This is a genomic window from Basfia succiniciproducens, from assembly GCF_011455875.1.
GTDB lineage: Bacteria > Pseudomonadota > Gammaproteobacteria > Enterobacterales > Pasteurellaceae > Basfia > Basfia succiniciproducens.
This window is the reverse complement of record NZ_CP015031.1, coordinates 1550395-1565645: the sequence shown is the minus strand read 5'-3', so window position 1 is coordinate 1565645 and position 15251 is coordinate 1550395. Positions and strand designations below refer to the sequence as shown.

Annotated in this window: 19 protein-coding genes; 12 read left to right on the top strand and 7 right to left on the bottom strand. The window is 41.5% G+C overall.

Translation table 11 applies throughout. The features are described 5' to 3' along the window. Nucleotides 1-116 precede the first annotated feature (116 nt). The 8 genes from A4G13_RS07165 to A4G13_RS07130 all read left to right on the top strand — a co-directional run bounded on the left by A4G13_RS07165 (nucleotide 117) and on the right by A4G13_RS07130 (nucleotide 6482). Nucleotides 117-944, top strand: coding sequence for a hypothetical protein (locus A4G13_RS07165; protein ID WP_090655602.1), 828 nt, complete (start codon nucleotides 117-119; stop codon nucleotides 942-944). 1 nt (nucleotide 945) lies between these two features. Next, complete coding sequence (locus tag A4G13_RS07160; protein ID WP_011201131.1) at nucleotides 946-1482, top strand: hypothetical protein; 537 nt, start codon at nucleotides 946-948, stop codon at nucleotides 1480-1482. Then, nucleotides 1460-1972, top strand: a complete 513-nt coding sequence (locus tag A4G13_RS07155; RefSeq protein WP_090655605.1) for a hypothetical protein — start codon at nucleotides 1460-1462, stop codon at nucleotides 1970-1972. Before A4G13_RS07160 ends, A4G13_RS07155 begins: the two co-directional genes overlap by 23 nt. Nucleotides 1973-1974: 2 nt before the next feature. Then, complete coding sequence (locus A4G13_RS07150) at nucleotides 1975-2385, top strand: pilus assembly protein PilP (RefSeq protein ID WP_090655608.1); 411 nt, start codon at nucleotides 1975-1977, stop codon at nucleotides 2383-2385. Between the two features lie 14 nt (nucleotides 2386-2399). Then, nucleotides 2400-3785: a type IV pilus secretin PilQ gene (locus A4G13_RS07145; protein WP_090655611.1), complete on the top strand. Its 1386-nt coding sequence runs from the start codon at nucleotides 2400-2402 to the stop codon at nucleotides 3783-3785. A gap of 193 nt (nucleotides 3786-3978) precedes the next feature. Continuing rightward, nucleotides 3979-4506, top strand: coding sequence for a shikimate kinase AroK (gene aroK / locus A4G13_RS07140; RefSeq protein WP_090655615.1), 528 nt, complete (start codon nucleotides 3979-3981; stop codon nucleotides 4504-4506). 29 nt (nucleotides 4507-4535) lie between these two features. Continuing rightward, a complete protein-coding gene (aroB, locus tag A4G13_RS07135; protein ID WP_011201126.1) occupies nucleotides 4536-5624 on the top strand; it encodes a 3-dehydroquinate synthase in 1089 nt (362 codons plus the stop codon). Nucleotides 5625-5636: 12 nt separating this feature from the next. Next, complete coding sequence (locus tag A4G13_RS07130; RefSeq protein ID WP_011201125.1) at nucleotides 5637-6482, top strand: Dam family site-specific DNA-(adenine-N6)-methyltransferase; 846 nt, start codon at nucleotides 5637-5639, stop codon at nucleotides 6480-6482. 70 nt (nucleotides 6483-6552) lie between these two features. On the opposite strand, the gene metJ is transcribed toward A4G13_RS07130, so the two are convergent. Beyond that, nucleotides 6553-6870, bottom strand: coding sequence for a met regulon transcriptional regulator MetJ (gene metJ / locus A4G13_RS07125; protein ID WP_041640032.1), 318 nt, complete (start codon nucleotides 6868-6870; stop codon nucleotides 6553-6555). Between the two features lie 228 nt (nucleotides 6871-7098). Between metJ and aqpZ the strand changes: the two genes are divergently transcribed. Beyond that, nucleotides 7099-7791: an aquaporin Z gene (aqpZ, locus tag A4G13_RS07120; RefSeq protein ID WP_090655618.1), complete on the top strand. Its 693-nt coding sequence runs from the start codon at nucleotides 7099-7101 to the stop codon at nucleotides 7789-7791. 35 nt (nucleotides 7792-7826) lie between these two features. Here aqpZ and A4G13_RS07115 read toward each other — a convergent pair whose 3' ends face one another. Further along, a complete protein-coding gene (locus A4G13_RS07115; protein ID WP_041640030.1) occupies nucleotides 7827-8549 on the bottom strand; it encodes a 3-deoxy-D-manno-octulosonic acid kinase in 723 nt (240 codons plus the stop codon). Between the two features lie 86 nt (nucleotides 8550-8635). On the opposite strand from A4G13_RS07115, the gene A4G13_RS07110 reads away from it, so the two are divergent. Further along, nucleotides 8636-9679: a glycosyltransferase family 9 protein gene (locus A4G13_RS07110; RefSeq protein ID WP_090655621.1), complete on the top strand. Its 1044-nt coding sequence runs from the start codon at nucleotides 8636-8638 to the stop codon at nucleotides 9677-9679. Nucleotides 9680-9798: 119 nt separating this feature from the next. Here the strand turns inward: A4G13_RS07110 and A4G13_RS07105 are convergent, their stop codons facing one another. The 3 genes from A4G13_RS07105 to arsC form a co-directional block, all read right to left on the bottom strand. Then, nucleotides 9799-10092 (bottom strand): DUF5377 family protein, encoded by a 294-nt coding sequence (locus A4G13_RS07105; protein ID WP_041640027.1) that lies wholly within the window; start codon nucleotides 10090-10092, stop codon nucleotides 9799-9801. Nucleotides 10093-10152: 60 nt separating this feature from the next. Further along, nucleotides 10153-10422 (bottom strand): alternative ribosome-rescue factor A, encoded by a 270-nt coding sequence (locus A4G13_RS07100; RefSeq protein WP_090655624.1) that lies wholly within the window; start codon nucleotides 10420-10422, stop codon nucleotides 10153-10155. 72 nt (nucleotides 10423-10494) lie between these two features. Further along, nucleotides 10495-10845 carry an arsenate reductase (glutaredoxin) gene (arsC, locus tag A4G13_RS07095; protein ID WP_090655627.1) on the bottom strand — a complete coding sequence of 117 codons (351 nt, stop codon included), beginning with the start codon at nucleotides 10843-10845 and terminating at the stop codon, nucleotides 10495-10497. 170 nt (nucleotides 10846-11015) lie between these two features. On the opposite strand from arsC, the gene A4G13_RS07090 reads away from it, so the two are divergent. After that, nucleotides 11016-12083, top strand: a complete 1068-nt coding sequence (locus A4G13_RS07090) for an AI-2E family transporter (RefSeq protein ID WP_011201116.1) — start codon at nucleotides 11016-11018, stop codon at nucleotides 12081-12083. Between the two features lie 11 nt (nucleotides 12084-12094). Then, nucleotides 12095-12442, top strand: coding sequence for a DUF4870 family protein (locus A4G13_RS07085; protein ID WP_011201115.1), 348 nt, complete (start codon nucleotides 12095-12097; stop codon nucleotides 12440-12442). A 56-nt stretch (nucleotides 12443-12498) separates the two neighbouring features. Here A4G13_RS07085 and glyS read toward each other — a convergent pair whose 3' ends face one another. Together glyS and A4G13_RS07075 are read right to left on the bottom strand one after the other, a co-directional pair. Beyond that, nucleotides 12499-14568: a glycine--tRNA ligase subunit beta gene (gene glyS, locus A4G13_RS07080; protein ID WP_090655629.1), complete on the bottom strand. Its 2070-nt coding sequence runs from the start codon at nucleotides 14566-14568 to the stop codon at nucleotides 12499-12501. A 258-nt stretch (nucleotides 14569-14826) separates the two neighbouring features. Further along, nucleotides 14827-15201 carry an endonuclease domain-containing protein gene (locus tag A4G13_RS07075; protein ID WP_090655632.1) on the bottom strand — a complete coding sequence of 125 codons (375 nt, stop codon included), beginning with the start codon at nucleotides 15199-15201 and terminating at the stop codon, nucleotides 14827-14829. Between the last annotated feature and the right edge of the window lie 50 nt (nucleotides 15202-15251).

Here is a 15251-nt window from a genome sequence, read left to right as displayed (position 1 = left end):
AGTGATAAACACTATCAGTGATAAATAACTAACTTTAAATGCGTTAAGTATAAAGATTAGTTGAGCAAATCGAAAGCTAAAAGATAAATTAGTGTACAAAAAGCGGGGAAAATTGAGTGAAATTCGTAAAAAACAGGGCTAAAGAAGTTAATGTGGGAATATATGGAATCGTGCGAGACGGAAAACAACAGCTTGATGTGGTTTGGCTTGATGAACGGGATAAGGTTTATCAGGAAAAACAACTGTTGCCGGCGGCTTATTCTCAATATGAAATGATTAGTCTCATTCATAAATCGCTTGGTTACGAAAGGTTGAATGCAAAATTTATCAGCGTTATTCCTCCGCATCATATTTGGTCCCGTTCCTTGTTTCTACCGACTATTCTGACTCATCAGGAATGTGAGCAGCAATGCGCCTATACTTTGCAAAATGAATTGCCGGTTCCTTTAGATAGCGTATTTTACGATTACAGTGCGACTGAAGTTGCGGAGGGAACATATTTGAAGATTTACGCCGTTATGCAAAAAGTAGCTCAAGAACAAGTGGCGGGTTGTGCGCCTTATCACATTAATATTCTTGATAATGCAGCGCTTGCAATAAAACGGGCATTTAATTTTATTATGCCTGAAGATTTTCCCGAAGATACCCTGTTTTTGTACCGGGATGAAAGCATTTCGCTGGCAATTCAAACCAAAACGGAAATTGAACAGCGTATTTTGCAACTTAATCAAACCGGTTTATCTGATTTATACACAGTATTTTGTCGGCGTTATAACGAACAGCCCGCCCATTGTTATGCTTATAGCAATATTGAACGGCGGGATTCGCCGCATTGGCGGTTGGTTGAGACGCCTTATCCTTTTATGGCGTTAGGTGCCGCTTTATGGTCGGCGGAGGAAAGAAAAAAAGAGGAAAGCGAAAAAACGGCGGAGTCTCTTCATTGAAATGAAAAACTGGATCAATCTGCTGCCTTGGCGGCAACAATTAATTGCGCAAAAAAACAGAAAGTTTATTTATAAAATTTCGTTATTTTTTACCGCACTTTTAATTTTAGAAATGGGAATTTCTCTTTTTCATGGCAATTTAACCCGGCAACTGAGCGAAAAGCAACAACAGTTTTACCGACAACAAGATGAGTTCGCTAAATTAACCCGACAAGTTTCCCAATTAAGGCGGTCTTACGAGCAAACGGAAGAACAGAATTTGATTTCTTCCGATTCTGTTTCGCTGTTTTTAAGTTGGTTAGCCCGCCTTCCTTTGAATGAAGGCGAGCTAACGGAGTTCTTATTACAGCAAAACAGCATTCATTTGCATGGATATGCGGAAAATCAACAGGAATTTGATTCGATTCATCAATATATTGTGCAAACCGAGTGGATTTATGAGAGCAAATTAACGCATTTTTCAACTTCGGCAAACGGATTATTAGCATTTTCATTTGCTATTGAATGGGGGCGCAATGGTAAAGCAAGTATGGATTAAACAATTATGGCATAGATGTATTCAAGCTTCAGTATTGAAGCAAAATACAGGATTACTCATTTTGGCATTATTCGGCTTGTTTTTACCGCTTAATCGGCTCTATTCCTCTTGGGAACAATTAATACGGTTGGAAAATAATATTAATGAGCAACAACGGCAAACGATATACCAACAGAGATTACTGCAAAGTTTAGAGAAAAAGGCAAAAAATGATTTGCTGACACCGCAATCGGCCGCATTGTTATCACAGATTAATCAATATGTTCAGTCTTCGTCTGTAAATGTGAAGATACAAAATTCCCAATGGCATTTTTCTTCATCAGCGGTTTTACAGTTGCGGATGGAAGGAGATTTTCTTTCGCTAAATCAATTTATTACCGACATTTTACAGAAATTTGAAATATTGCGCCTCTCATCTTTAAAGCTATTTAAACCCGATGAAAATCTGGCGGCTTATTTAACTCTTAGATTGCAGCTAACTAAGGAATAAATATGCGGATAAAAATTTTATTCAAGCTCTTTTTTATTATCGTGTCGGTTATCCGATTGCTAACCTTCCAAAGTTGGGCGGAAAGTGATCCTTTTGATAAAACAAAACGCAATCTTTCTCAAAATACGGATATGTTGGTGGAAAAAACGAATCAATGTCATCAGTCGGCGGCGGTTTGGGCCGAGAATACGGAATTTAAGCAATTGAAAATTGTGGGTGTTTTGCAATATGAACAAGAACGGAAGGTCTTTTTAATGGATGCCGAACAGCATATTTTCACCGCCGGACAAGGTGATTTTTTGGCAAAAGAACGCATGCAGTTACAAGCGATTAATACCCGCGAAGTTGATTTTATGGTATGGAATAATCCTCAGGATTGCGGGCGGGGCGAGTTGATGAAAATAAAATTTTAAAGGAATACTTACCTATGGAAAGCATAATAAGTTTTGGTAAAAAGTGCGGTCTGTTTTTTGGAATTTTTATTTCTTCCGCATTTGCCGGGGAATCCGGTACGTTTGCGGAACGGCAATTTTCCATTCACTTGAAAAAGGCGCCGTTGGTGGCGACCTTACAACAGCTTGCTTTAGAACAAAATGCTAATCTGGTGATTGATGACGAACTGGAAGGTACATTGTCGTTAAAGCTTGAAAAGGTGAATCTGGAGCGTCTTTTTCATTCGGTGGCAAAGCTGAAAAATCTTAGCTTACATAAAGACAAGGATATTTATTATTTTACGAAAAATAACCTGATTGAACCGTCTTCCATCGCCGGTGAGCTAAAAAATACGGAAAATTTTACCGCACTTTCGGAACCTAATCTGGTTAGTACTACCGTCAAGCTGCATTTTGCCAAAGCCTCGGAGGTGATGAAATCATTAACATCGGGAACGGGTTCATTGCTTTCGCCCGTTGGTTCCGTCAGCTTTGACGAACGCAGTAACCAGCTGCTTATTCAAGATGATCGCAGATCGTTGCAAAATATCAAAAATATAATCGCTCAATTAGATAAACCTATCGAACAAATCGCAATTGAAGCCCGTATCGTGACGATGAACGACGAAAGTTTAAAAGAACTCGGTGTGCGTTGGGGGCTGTTGGAGGGGGTAAATAGCGCACATCGTATTGCCGGCAGCCTGGAAGCTAACGGATTCGCCGATATAGGGCAAAACCTTAACGTTAATTTCCCGACCAGTGCGACGCCGGCAGGTTCCGTAGCGTTGCAGGTGGCAAAAATTCACGGGCGTTTGCTGGATTTGGAATTAACCGCTTTAGAGCAGGAAAACAATGTCAAGATCATTGCCAGCCCGCGGCTGCTGACTACCAATAAGAAAAGTGCGAGTATTAAACAAGGAACGGAAATTCCTTATGTGGCGGTGAATCGTAAAAATGATACGGAACACGTGGAGTTTCGAGAGGCGGTGCTAGGGTTGGAAGTCACTCCGCATATTTCAAAAGATAATTCTATTTTACTTGACCTTATCGTAAGCCAGAATTCTCCGGGCGCAAATATTGTTTATGGGAATGGCAATTTAATTTCCATTGATAAACAGGAAATTAATACGCAGGTTTTTGCAAAAGACGGCGAAACCATCGTATTAGGCGGCGTATTTAACGATACTATAACGAAAAGCGAAGATAAAGTGCCGATTTTGGGCGATATTCCGCTGATAAAACATTTATTCAGCAAAGAAAGCGAAAAACACCAAAAACGGGAATTGGTTATTTTTGTTACGCCTCATATATTAAAACAAGGCGAAAGCTTGGAGCAAATACAAAAACGTTTTAAATATGCGCCAAAATCTCCTGAAAAATAGATTTTTCGGGAAATCTCCCTTTCATTACGACTTTTTGTTAAATAATTGGAATAAATCCTTTCCTAAGGTTGAAAACAAGGGGGATTTATTGCGATAATCTGTCAGTTCTGGTGATCCCTTTATTTATCGCTGTTGATTTGTGCGATTAAGGATCTTGTTACTGTTTATAGAAAATTTTAAGAAGAATAACACAATGGCGGAAAAACGTAATATTTTTTTAGTAGGTCCTATGGGGGCGGGTAAAAGTACCATTGGTCGCCAATTGGCTCAACTTCTGAATATGGAATTTATTGATTCCGATAATGAAATTGAACAACGCGCGGGTGCCGATATCAGTTGGATTTTTGATATTGAGGGTGAGGACGGATTCCGTAAACGCGAAGAGCGCATAATTAATGAATTGACCCAAAAACAGGGTATTGTGCTTTCTACCGGCGGCGGCGCGATTTTATCCAAAGAAACTCGTAATCATTTGTCTGCAAGAGGTATTGTTATTTATTTGCAAACTACGGTGGATAAGCAATTCGAGCGTACTCAGCGGGATAAAAAACGCCCGTTATTACAAGGCGTTGAAGATGTCCGCAAAGTGTTGGAAGATTTAGCTCGGGTGCGTAATCCATTATACGAAGAAGTAGCGGATATTACTCTGCCTACAGACGAGCAAAGCGCAAAACTGATGGCTAGTCATATTGTTGAATTAATTGATAATTTCAACGGTTAATCAAATAGTTAAATAAGGTCGTAACTCTTATGGTGTGTGTTAATGTCGAATTGAAAGAACGTCGTTATCCTATTTATATCGGTGAAAATTTGTTAACGGATACGGGCGTTTATCCTGTAAAAATGGGTGATAAAGTCATGATTGTCAGCAATCCTACAGTGGCGCAATATTATTTAACACCGGTTACCGAAACCTTAGAAAAACTGGGTTGCCAGGTCAGCCATGTTTTATTACCTGACGGCGAAAAGTATAAAACCTTAGATTCTTTAAACATGATTTTTACCGCATTATTGAAAGAAAATCATGGGCGTGATACCACGCTTATCGCATTAGGCGGCGGGGTGATCGGCGATGTAACGGGTTATGCGGCGGCCAGTTATCAGCGCGGTATCCGTTTTATTCAAATTCCGACCACTTTGCTTGCGCAAGTGGATTCTTCCGTTGGCGGCAAAACTGCGGTAAATCACGAATTAGGTAAAAATATGATTGGTGCCTTTTATCAGCCTTGTACTGTGATTATTGATACCCGCACTTTAGTTACGCTGCCTAAACGGGAAGTTAATGCGGGTCTTGCCGAAGTGATTAAATACGGTGCTATTCTCGACTTGCCGTTTTTCGAATGGTTAGAGGCGCATATTGATAATTTGGTCGCTTTGAATCAACAGGATTTACAATATTGTATCGCCCGTTGTTGCCAAATTAAAGCGGATGTTGTTGCCCGCGATGAAACGGAAAAAGGCGATCGCGCCTTATTAAATCTAGGTCATACTTTTGGTCATGCGATCGAAACCCATCTCGGATACGGTAACTGGCTGCACGGCGAAGCCGTTGCGGCGGGCAGTATGATGGCTGCCGTATTATCCGAAAAATTAGGCGATTTAAGTTATTCGGAAGTCGCCCGTTTAGAAAAATTATTGGCTCGTGCAAATTTACCGACAGTTTCACCGGATACTATGCAGGCGGAAGATTATCTGCCGCACATGATGCGTGATAAAAAAGTGCTGGCGGGTAAACTACGTCTAGTCTTACTTAAAACGTTGGGGCAAGCTTATGTGGCATCAGACACCGATAAATCGCTTGTTCTTGATGCGATTCGCGTTTGTTCACAAAATAACTAATCTCACATATTAATGTCGCATTCTGGCAAAACTAAACATGGCTTAAAACACCGCTCATTTTTAAAATGGGCGGGTGGTAAATATCGCCTGACGGATAATATTAACAACCTGTTTCCCAAACGGAGAAAATGTTTGGTCGAACCTTTTGTCGGGGCGGGTTCGGTTTTTTTAAACAGTCAGTTTGAACGTTATATTTTGGCGGACATTAATGCGGATTTAATTAACTTATTTAATACCGTAAAAACGGATGTGGACGCTTACATTGAAGCCCTAAAACCTGTGTTTTTTCATGCGGAGGCAAACAGCGCCGGTTATTATTATGCCCGTCGTGATGATTTTAATAATTCAACGGATCCGTTTTTCCGCTCGGTTTTGTTTTTATATTTAAACCGTTTCGGTTTTAACGGATTATGTCGCTACAATTCGTTAAATGAGTTTAACGTGCCTTTCGGTGCCTATAAATCCCATTATTTTCCTGAAAAAGAATTGCGTTATTTTGCCGAAAAAGCAAAAAGTGCGGTGTTTATTTGCGCAGATTTTAATGAAACCTTTAAGCTGGCGGATGATGAGTCCGTTATTTATTGTGACCCGCCTTACGCACCTTTATTACAGGATAGTAATTTTACTAAATATGCGGGTAATGATTTTTCCGTTACTCACCAGCAAGCTCTTGCCGAATTGGCAAAACAAACGGTTAATGAGCGTAATATCCCGGTATTGATTTCCAATCACGATACGGCGTTTACCCGTGAAATTTATCACGGAGCCAAGTTTAAACGGATCAAGGTTCAACGAACTATCAGTCAGGCGGCGGAGCGTCGGGTTAAAGTCAACGAGTTGATTGCCGTTTTTAAATAGTCGGTATTGCGATAAATTACAAAAATGAAAGGTACGGAATTTCCGTACCTTTCATTTCAATAAGCGTTAATTAATATTCCCATTCATCAGGATTAATTCCCAATTCTCGCATGATCAGTTTTGCCTGTTCCGGGATTTCATCATGCCGTTCTTTTAACAGATCTTCGTCAGTCGGCAGCGGCTGCCCGGTGAAAGCATGAAGAAAAGCTTCGCAAAGCAATTCGCTGTTTGTTGCATGGCGTAAATTTTTAAGCTGACGGCGAGTGCGCTCATTAGTCAAAATTTCTAATACTTTAATCGGAATTGAAACGGTGATTTTTTTTACCTGTTCGCTTTTTTTCCCATGTTCTGCATAAGGGCTAATGTATTTGCCATCCCAATCTGCCATAAAATTTCCTATCAAAAACCTTAAAATTTGTCTGTATTTTAATGAAAAAAAGCCCAAATAACAATCTAGACGTGAAGACTGCTAAACAGGTTTGCAAATTAAAGCCTATATTTACAATGTTTTACACAACTTTTCGCCGCTTAAAGTGACTAACCGGAAGCTAGGTATTGCGTGATTGACGAGCCTAGAACAAATTTTAGCGAATTTTACTAATATAGAGGTTATATAATGAAAAAACTTTTTGCTGAATTTTTCGGAACATTTTGGTTAGTGTTTGGCGGTTGCGGCAGTGCGGTACTTGCGGCTGCTTATCCTGAATTGGGAATCGGTTTCGCCGGTGTGGCGCTGGCTTTCGGTTTGACCGTATTAACTATGGCTTATGCGGTCGGACATATTTCAGGCGGGCATTTTAACCCAGCGGTGACTTTAGGTTTAGTTGCCGGCGGGCGCTTTCAGGCAAAAGAGGCTTTCAGCTATATTCTTGCGCAAGTTGTCGGCGGTGTTATGGGGGCGACAGTTCTTTATGCTATCGCTTCGGGTAAAGCCGGTTTTGATGCGGTAAGCGGCGGTTTTGCTTCAAACGGTTTCGGCGAGCATTCGCCAAACGGTTATTCGTTAGCGGCGGTTTTCATTGCCGAAGTCGTATTAACGGCGTTTTTCCTGATTATTATCCATGGTGCGACGGATAAAAGAGCGCCCGCGGGCTTTGCGCCAATTGCAATTGGTTTGGCATTAACCCTGATACATTTAATCAGTATTCCGGTATCCAATACTTCGGTTAACCCGGCGCGTAGTACGGCGGTAGCCGTTTTCCAAGGCGGTTGGGCACTTGAGCAGTTATGGGTGTTCTGGGTTGCGCCAATCATCGGCGGTATTATCGGCGGGATAATTTATCGGGTTTTATTAGAATCAAAAGATTAATTGATAACGGGGCGGTAAGCCCCGTTTTTTTATCTTTAGTTTTGATAGCCGTTTAACAAATCAGCCCAGTTTTTTTCAGAAAATTGAATTCGCATTCTTTTTACTTCTTTAAGGAAGGAACGGTGCAGGCGTTGCAGGTTTTCTTGTTTCCATAAATTTCCCGGTTTTTCACCGCACTTATCAAAATCAATCAGCCAGAATTTAGTGTCATTATTTTGCTGTCGGATCAAAATATTGTGGGCATTCAAATCGGTGTGGCAGATTTGCAAATCATGTAATCGGCGGATTAGCTTGCCGATTTGTTGCCATTGTTCGGCGGTTAATTCCGTATTAGGTAAAAGTGCGGTCAAATCTTGCGTATTTTCAATACGTTCGCTTAGTAAATCCGCACGATAATGATTAAAAGCTAATTTTTCTACATGAGCGCCGATAGGTTTCGGCACGGGCAAGCCCGCCTGATAAAGCCGGTTTAGCAAATTGAATTCGGCAAAACTTCGGGTTTCTTCTAATGAAGAAAAAGCATAACGATCCTTATTGATTTTTCCCCATAATCCGCCGCGGTAATAATGACGCAATGCCGTATTCACACCGAACAAATCTTGTGACTGAATAAACCAAGTGGTGCCGCGCCCTTTCGCGGAACCTATAATCCGATTTTGTTTTTGCCAGAAATAGGATTCGAAAAAATGTTCCTGATTCGGTCGGTTCTCATCAAAATTAAATAAAAAAAAGTGATTTTCGTGCTGAACTTGAAGCATATCCTTCCTCACTGATATAGCGAATAGCCGTATTCTACTTTAAAATAACGGCGAGACCAAAATACAATTAATAATGTGAGAACCTTATGGCACTTTTTAATCAAGCTCCGAAATCTTTATGTGTATTGCGTTTATCTGCAATTGGCGATGTTTGCCATGCGTTAGCGGCGGTGCAGCAGATTCAGAAATATTGGCCTGAAACGGAAATCAGCTGGATTGTCGGCAAAACCGAAGCGCAGTTATTGGCGGGCATTCCTAATGCGGAATTGATTGTGTATGACAAAAAATCGGGCTGGAAAGGGGTTCTTGCCTTATGGAGACAACTTAAACATCGCCGTTTTGATGCGCTGTTAAATATGCAGACCGCATTTCGTGCATCGGTTCTTTCGTTTGGCATTAAGGCGCGTTATAAAATCGGTTTTGGTAAACAGCGGGCAAGGGAAGGACAGTGGCTGTTTACTAACCGCAAAGTTCGGGATCCTCAAAATCCCCATGTACTTGACGGTTTTATGGCGTTTGTAGAATATCTTGGCGTGCCGGTTGAAGCGCCTCATTGGCAGTTGGCGGTTTCCGAGCAGGATAAAGAGGCGGTTAAGCCTTATATTGATCCGGCGCGTAAAAATCTGATTATTTCCCCCTGTTCAAGCAAAGCGGAAAAAGATTGGCTGATAGAACGCTATGCGCAAGTGGCGAATATTGCTCATCAGCATAATGTGAATGTGATTTTATGCGGTTCTTCGGCAAAACGGGAAGTCGAAATTTTACAAAAAATTACCGCACTTTGTGATTTTCAACCTGTTAATTTGTCGGGTAAAACGAACCTTAAACAACTGGTGGCATTAATCGGTATGGCGGATCTTGTCATTTCGCCGGACTCGGGGCCGGCTCATATGGCAACAACTCAAGGTACGCCGGTGATTGGTTTATATGCTTATCATAACCCGCTGCGTACAGGGCCTTATAATAATCTGGCAAATATAGTTTCGGTGTATGAAAAAAATGTGCGGAAGGAATACGGCAAGCCTTCCGACCAATTGCCTTGGGCAACCAAATTAACAGGTAAAAATCTGATGAGCCAGATTCAGGTGGAAGACGTGGTCGAACAAATGAAAAAACTTGCCGTTATTTAACGGTATAATATAAATGAGCGACTTAGGGGCTATTTATAAAAGATAAACAGCCCCTAATATATTGAAGATGGAACAATATAATAAATTGTAAAACCGCTTATGTCGTTAAGGTAAAAATGTTATTTGACCAAGCCCAATTGACCGATTTTCACGCCTAAATTGCCTAATGATACCGCGTCTAAATAATCCGCCAGAAATTTGAACAATTCGTCTAGTTGAGTGAAATTACGCTTGATTTTCACTTCATCTTCTACCTTTCGGGTAAATTCGTAAGATACGTTATCGCCGTCGATATATGCTTCTAAAGTAATATAAATGGTTTCAAAAAAATGGCTGTGAGCGCCTTCTTCACCGGGGTCGCTAATACGGACATTCCATGTGTTTGAAAATAAAAGTTCAGTTTTTACAGACATATTAACCTCTATCGTTGTTTGCATTTTTTATTGAGAATACTGTGTTGAATTAAGGTCTGTTCATAAAAGATAGGCAGGCCCTAATAAAAACCCGATGATAAAACTTTTGTAACCAAAACTCTTATCATCGGGTTTTTCAAAATATCTGCCTGCATGTTTTGCTTTACGTTGATAACTTCCTTTACCTTTCAACTTTTTCTCAATACGCGATCTGAATAAAGGTGTGCGTAATAATGCTTTGACCGCATTATCCTGAATTGTACCTCGATTATGCAGATAAGCGGTTTGGCTGTTTTCCGCAATAGGTACCGGGTTTGTTTTTTTTGCCATAATTTCCTCCGGGTCATAAAAAACATCGCTCAACAAATAGAGCGATGTTTATTATAAGGTTAAATGTTAAAATTACAAAATGCTCAGCACCGCTTCCGGCGGTCGCCCTATTTTTGCTTTATCGCCGTTAATTACGATCGGGCGTTCCAATAACGCCGGGTGATTGCCGATTGCCTCTAACAATTCCTGTTCGGAAATATGCTCATTATTCAGCTGTAATTCCTGATAGAGCGCATCTTTTATTCTCATCATTTCTTTTGCGCTATGAATATTGAGTTTTTTCATCAAACTTTGTAATTCGCTGACGGAAAAACGTTTCTCCAGATAAAGTACGATTTCCGCATTAATATTTTGATCCTGAAGCAGTTTTAATGTTTCTCGGCTTTTTGAACAGCGCGGATTATGATAAATAATAACCGACATGATTTTTCCTTAGTTGATATGTTCGACCAGCACAAAATCATAGCGGGAATTATATTGTTACACAATAGAAATATAGCGAACCCGATAGGTGATAAAACGAATAAAGAATTCTTATCAATCAAGCCCATTTTATCTTATAATCAAAAAAACTTTTTTAATGAGGACAGATCATGATTGAGATGCTAAAAAATTGGTATCTACGCCGTTTCAGCGATCCACAGGCAATGGGGCTTGCCGCTATTTTGTTTTTTGGCTTTGTCGCAATTTATTTTTTTAGCGATTTAATCGCGCCTTTATTGATTGCCCTGGTTTTGGCTTATTTATTGGAAATGCCGATTTCGTTTCTTTCCGATAAATTGAAATTACCGCGTTTTCTTTCCATTCTGTTGATTCTTGGCGGTTTTATTGCAGTGACCATTCTGATGATTTTCGGTTTAATCCCGACATTGATTAATCAAACCGTTAATTTATTCAGTGATTTGCCGAATATGTTGAATTTATCCCATCAATGGGTGATGTCTTTACCGGAGAGTTATCCCGAATTAGTGGATTATCAAATGATTGACAGCCTGTTTATCACAATTCGTGAAAAAACACTGGCGTTTGGTGAAAGTGCGGTCAAATTTTCTCTATCTTCGTTAATGAATTTAGTCACCATTGGGATTTATGCGTTTTTAGTACCTTTAATGGTGTTTTTCATGGTGAAGGATCAGGATGAACTTATTGCCGGTTTCAGCCGTTTTTTACCAAAAAACAGAACGTTAGCATCCAAAGTGTGGCAGGAAATGCAATTACAAATCGCCAATTATATTCGCGGTAAGTTATTTGAAATTTTAATTGTCGCCGTGGTGAGTTATATTATTTTCCTCTTCTTCGGCTTGCGTTATCCGTTACTGCTTGCCGTAGCGGTGGGATTGTCCGTACTGATTCCTTATATCGGCGCCGTATTAGTGACCATTCCGGTGGCATTAGTAGCGATTTTCCAATTCGGCGCAACGCCGACATTCGGTTATTTAATGACCGCTTATATTGTCAGCCAGTTATTGGACGGTAATTTATTAGTGCCTTATTTATTTTCCGAGGCGGTGAATCTACATCCGTTAACCATCATTATTGCCGTGTTGATTTTTGGTGGATTATGGGGGTTTTGGGGTGTTTTTTTTGCTATCCCGCTCGCAACTTTAGTTAAAGCGGTGGTAAATGCCTGGCCTTCCAACGAAGACGAAGCTATTTCTTAATAGGAGCTGTTATGAATGAGCAACAATTTAAAAATGAATTAGAGAAGTTAACCGAAGATAAAAATCGTACTTACATGTACATCATCTACGGATTATTTATTTTGGCCGTAGTGTTTAAACCGTTAGCTATTATCGGCGCCGTGTTTGCCTTTATGAAACGCGAAGAACTTTCCGTGTTGGCGCAAACCCATTGTAATTATTTAATTAAGACTTTTATTGTGGCGTTTATCGGTTCATTCCTTATTTTTGTGCCCGTGATTTTTTGGTTTATATTTGCCTGGTATGTTTATCGTGTAGCATCCGGCTTTCAGAATTTTTACGGTAATCGGGAAGTAAACGGAGAAAGTTGGTTTAAATAGCGTTTAGTGAAAAAGTAAAAGGCTTGGAATCCCAAGCCTTTACTTTTTGCATTTTCTTATTGCAATAGAGAAATATCCGCTACCTGTAAGAACAGATTACGCAGAGTATTTAAAATTGCCTGACGGTTTTGACGCAGTTTTTCATCTTCCGCATTCACCATGACTTTATCGAAGAAGTTGTCGATAACTTCACGCAAGCCCGCCAAACGGTCAAGAGCGGGTTGATATTCGCCTTTGGCAAACAACGGCGCCAGTTCCGATTGCAATGAAAGCACTTGCTCCGCTAAGGCTTTTTCTTCCGGCTCAAGCAATAAAGTGCGGTCGATTTTTGAGGAGATTTCGCCTTCGATCTTGGCAAGAATATTGCTTACCCGTTTATTAGCCGCCGCCAAGGCTTCCGCAGAATCAAGAGTACGGAAATGGGATACCGCACGCACCCGCGCATCAAAATCCGCCGGTTTAGTCGGACGACGCGCCAGCACCGCTTGAATTACGTCTACCGCGATGCCTTCGTCCTGATACCAGGCGCGGAAACGGCCGAGCATAAAGTCCACGACATCGTCCACCACGTTTTGATTAGTCAAACGCTCAGCAAATAGTGCGGTGGATTTTTTCACAATTTCAGCCAAATCAAGCGGTAAATTTTTCTCCACAATAATACGTAACGCACCTAATGCCGCGCGACGTAAAGCAAAGGGATCAGCACTGCCTTTCGGTGCCTGACCGATACCGAAAATCCCGGTGAGCGTGTCGAATTTATCCGCCAATGCCACGGAACTTGCCACCAAGCTGTTCGGCAGGTTATCGCCGGCAAAACGCGGCATATATTGCTCGTTCAAGGCTACCGCCACCTCTTCGTCTTCGCCGTCGTGGCGGGCATAGTGCATACCCATTACGCCTTGGGTGTCGGTAAACTCAAATACCATGTTGGTCATTAGGTCGCATTTTGACAGCAAGCCCGCTCGTTCCGCTTTGGCTTTGTCTGCACCGATTTGAGTGGCGATTTCACCTGCAAGCGCCTGAATTCGTTTGGTTTTATCTAACAGTGTACCTAATTGTTGTTGGAACAATACGGTTTCTAAACGCGGCAATAAATCTTCCAAACGCTGTTTTTTATCAGTATTAAAGAAGAACTCTGCATCCGACAAACGCGGACGCACCACTTTCTCATTACCTTCGATAATCGGTGTCGGATCCGTAGGATTAATATTCGAGACGAAAATAAAGTGCGGTAACAATTTGCCGTTTTTATCGTAAATCGGGAAATATTTTTGGTCGCCTTTCATGGTATACACCAGGGCTTCCGCCGGCACCGCCAGGAAACGCTCTTCAAAGGTGGCGGTTAACACGTTCGGGAATTCCACCAGCGAAGTCACCTCGTCTAACAAGTCGTCTTCAATATCCGCCACGCCGCCAAGTGCGCTGGCTTTTGCCTGAGAATCCGCCAGAATAATGGCGCGACGCTCGTTAAAGTCGGCAATGACCGAACCTTTGTCTTTGAGGATTTGCGGATATTCATCGGCGTGAGCGATTTGGAATTCCGCTTCACCCAGGAAACGGTGGCCGCGAATAGTGCGACCGCTGGCAATGCCTAAAATCTCGCCTTCAATTAACTCGCCGCCTAACAACAAGCTGACAGTATGAACCGGACGCACGAACTGCTCGGTTTTATCGCCCCAACGCATCATTTTGGGAATCGGTAGATTTGCCAACGAACGAGCCACGATATCAAGCATTAAGTTTTTGGTCGGCTGACCTTCAATCCGCGCACGGTGAACCAACCATTCGCCTTTATCCGTAGCCAGACGTTCCGCTTGCTCAACGCTAATACCGCAACCGCGCGCCCAGCCTTCCGCCGCTTTGGTCGGTTTACCTTCCGCATCAAACGCCGCCGCTACCGCCGGACCACGTTTTTCGATTTCTTTACTCGGTTGCGCCGTCGCCAACTCTAACACCTTCACCGCCAAACGACGGGGCGCCGCAAACCATTGGACTTTTTCAAAGGTCAAACCCGCTTGGTTTAACTCGTTTTCAACATTTTCGGCAAATGCCGTAGCTAATTTTTTAAGCGCCTTCGGCGGCAGCTCTTCAGTGCCGATCTCGGCGAGGAAGTTTTGTGTTGTCATTTATTTTCTCTTATTTAAATTATCTGTAACTATTTAATATATAACTTCGTTTTCAATTCTGCCAAATCTCCCCTAGCCCCTCTTTGCTAAAGAGGGGGACGGGGGGTTGTGTGGAATTGAGTATCGTGGACTAATTTGCATTTTAAATTTTTAATTGTTGATGAAGAACCGTATTCTTTAACTTTTTGGAGATCCGATCTCCCTCTTTAGCAAAGAGGGGCTAGGGGAGATTTGGCAGAACATATTTAACGCTCATACTCAATCAGCCCTATCGTGATCTATACTCTCCAAAAACAAATAAACCTGATCCACCACCGCTTCAATTTCATAATACACTTCGTCATTACTAAAGCGCATTACCGTAAATCCGAGCGAATTCAGTTCAGCATCCCGCAAGGCGTCTTTTCCTTGATAATCGGGTTCATAATGCTGACTTCCGTCTAACTCAATAATCAGCTTTGCCTTTGGACAGTAAAAATCCACAATGTAATTTAACAACGGCTTCTGTCGATTAAACCGAAATCCCAGAAGCTGATCTCGGTTTATCCGTTGCCATAATTTCCGTTCTGCATCCGTTTGATCAGAACGTAATTTTTGCGAAAGCTCTTTTAGTGATTTTGAGTAGGGTTGCATTTTTAAATCTCCCCTAGCTCCCCTTTATAAAAGAGGGGGGAACAAGTGTA

Coding starts and splice junctions, on each gene's coding strand:
- A4G13_RS07150 (WP_090655608.1), top strand. CDS start 1,975: ATGCGGATAAAAATTTTATTCAAGCTCTTTTTTATTATCGTGTCGGTT.
- A4G13_RS07115 (WP_041640030.1), bottom strand. CDS start 8,549: ATGCTTCAAGTTCAGCACGAAAATCACTTTTTTTTATTTAATTTTGAT.
- A4G13_RS07145 (WP_090655611.1), top strand. CDS start 2,400: ATGGAAAGCATAATAAGTTTTGGTAAAAAGTGCGGTCTGTTTTTTGGA.
- A4G13_RS07105 (WP_041640027.1), bottom strand. CDS start 10,092: ATGTCTGTAAAAACTGAACTTTTATTTTCAAACACATGGAATGTCCGT.
- arsC (WP_090655627.1), bottom strand. CDS start 10,845: ATGTCGGTTATTATTTATCATAATCCGCGCTGTTCAAAAAGCCGAGAA.
- A4G13_RS07075 (WP_090655632.1), bottom strand. CDS start 15,201: ATGCAACCCTACTCAAAATCACTAAAAGAGCTTTCGCAAAAATTACGT.
- aroK (WP_090655615.1), top strand. CDS start 3,979: ATGGCGGAAAAACGTAATATTTTTTTAGTAGGTCCTATGGGGGCGGGT.
- A4G13_RS07110 (WP_090655621.1), top strand. CDS start 8,636: ATGGCACTTTTTAATCAAGCTCCGAAATCTTTATGTGTATTGCGTTTA.
- aroB (WP_011201126.1), top strand. CDS start 4,536: ATGGTGTGTGTTAATGTCGAATTGAAAGAACGTCGTTATCCTATTTAT.
- metJ (WP_041640032.1), bottom strand. CDS start 6,870: ATGGCAGATTGGGATGGCAAATACATTAGCCCTTATGCAGAACATGGG.
- A4G13_RS07100 (WP_090655624.1), bottom strand. CDS start 10,422: ATGGCAAAAAAAACAAACCCGGTACCTATTGCGGAAAACAGCCAAACC.
- A4G13_RS07160 (WP_011201131.1), top strand. CDS start 946: ATGAAAAACTGGATCAATCTGCTGCCTTGGCGGCAACAATTAATTGCG.
- A4G13_RS07130 (WP_011201125.1), top strand. CDS start 5,637: ATGTCGCATTCTGGCAAAACTAAACATGGCTTAAAACACCGCTCATTT.
- A4G13_RS07155 (WP_090655605.1), top strand. CDS start 1,460: ATGGTAAAGCAAGTATGGATTAAACAATTATGGCATAGATGTATTCAA.
- glyS (WP_090655629.1), bottom strand. CDS start 14,568: ATGACAACACAAAACTTCCTCGCCGAGATCGGCACTGAAGAGCTGCCG.
- A4G13_RS07090 (WP_011201116.1), top strand. CDS start 11,016: ATGATTGAGATGCTAAAAAATTGGTATCTACGCCGTTTCAGCGATCCA.
- aqpZ (WP_090655618.1), top strand. CDS start 7,099: ATGAAAAAACTTTTTGCTGAATTTTTCGGAACATTTTGGTTAGTGTTT.
- A4G13_RS07085 (WP_011201115.1), top strand. CDS start 12,095: ATGAATGAGCAACAATTTAAAAATGAATTAGAGAAGTTAACCGAAGAT.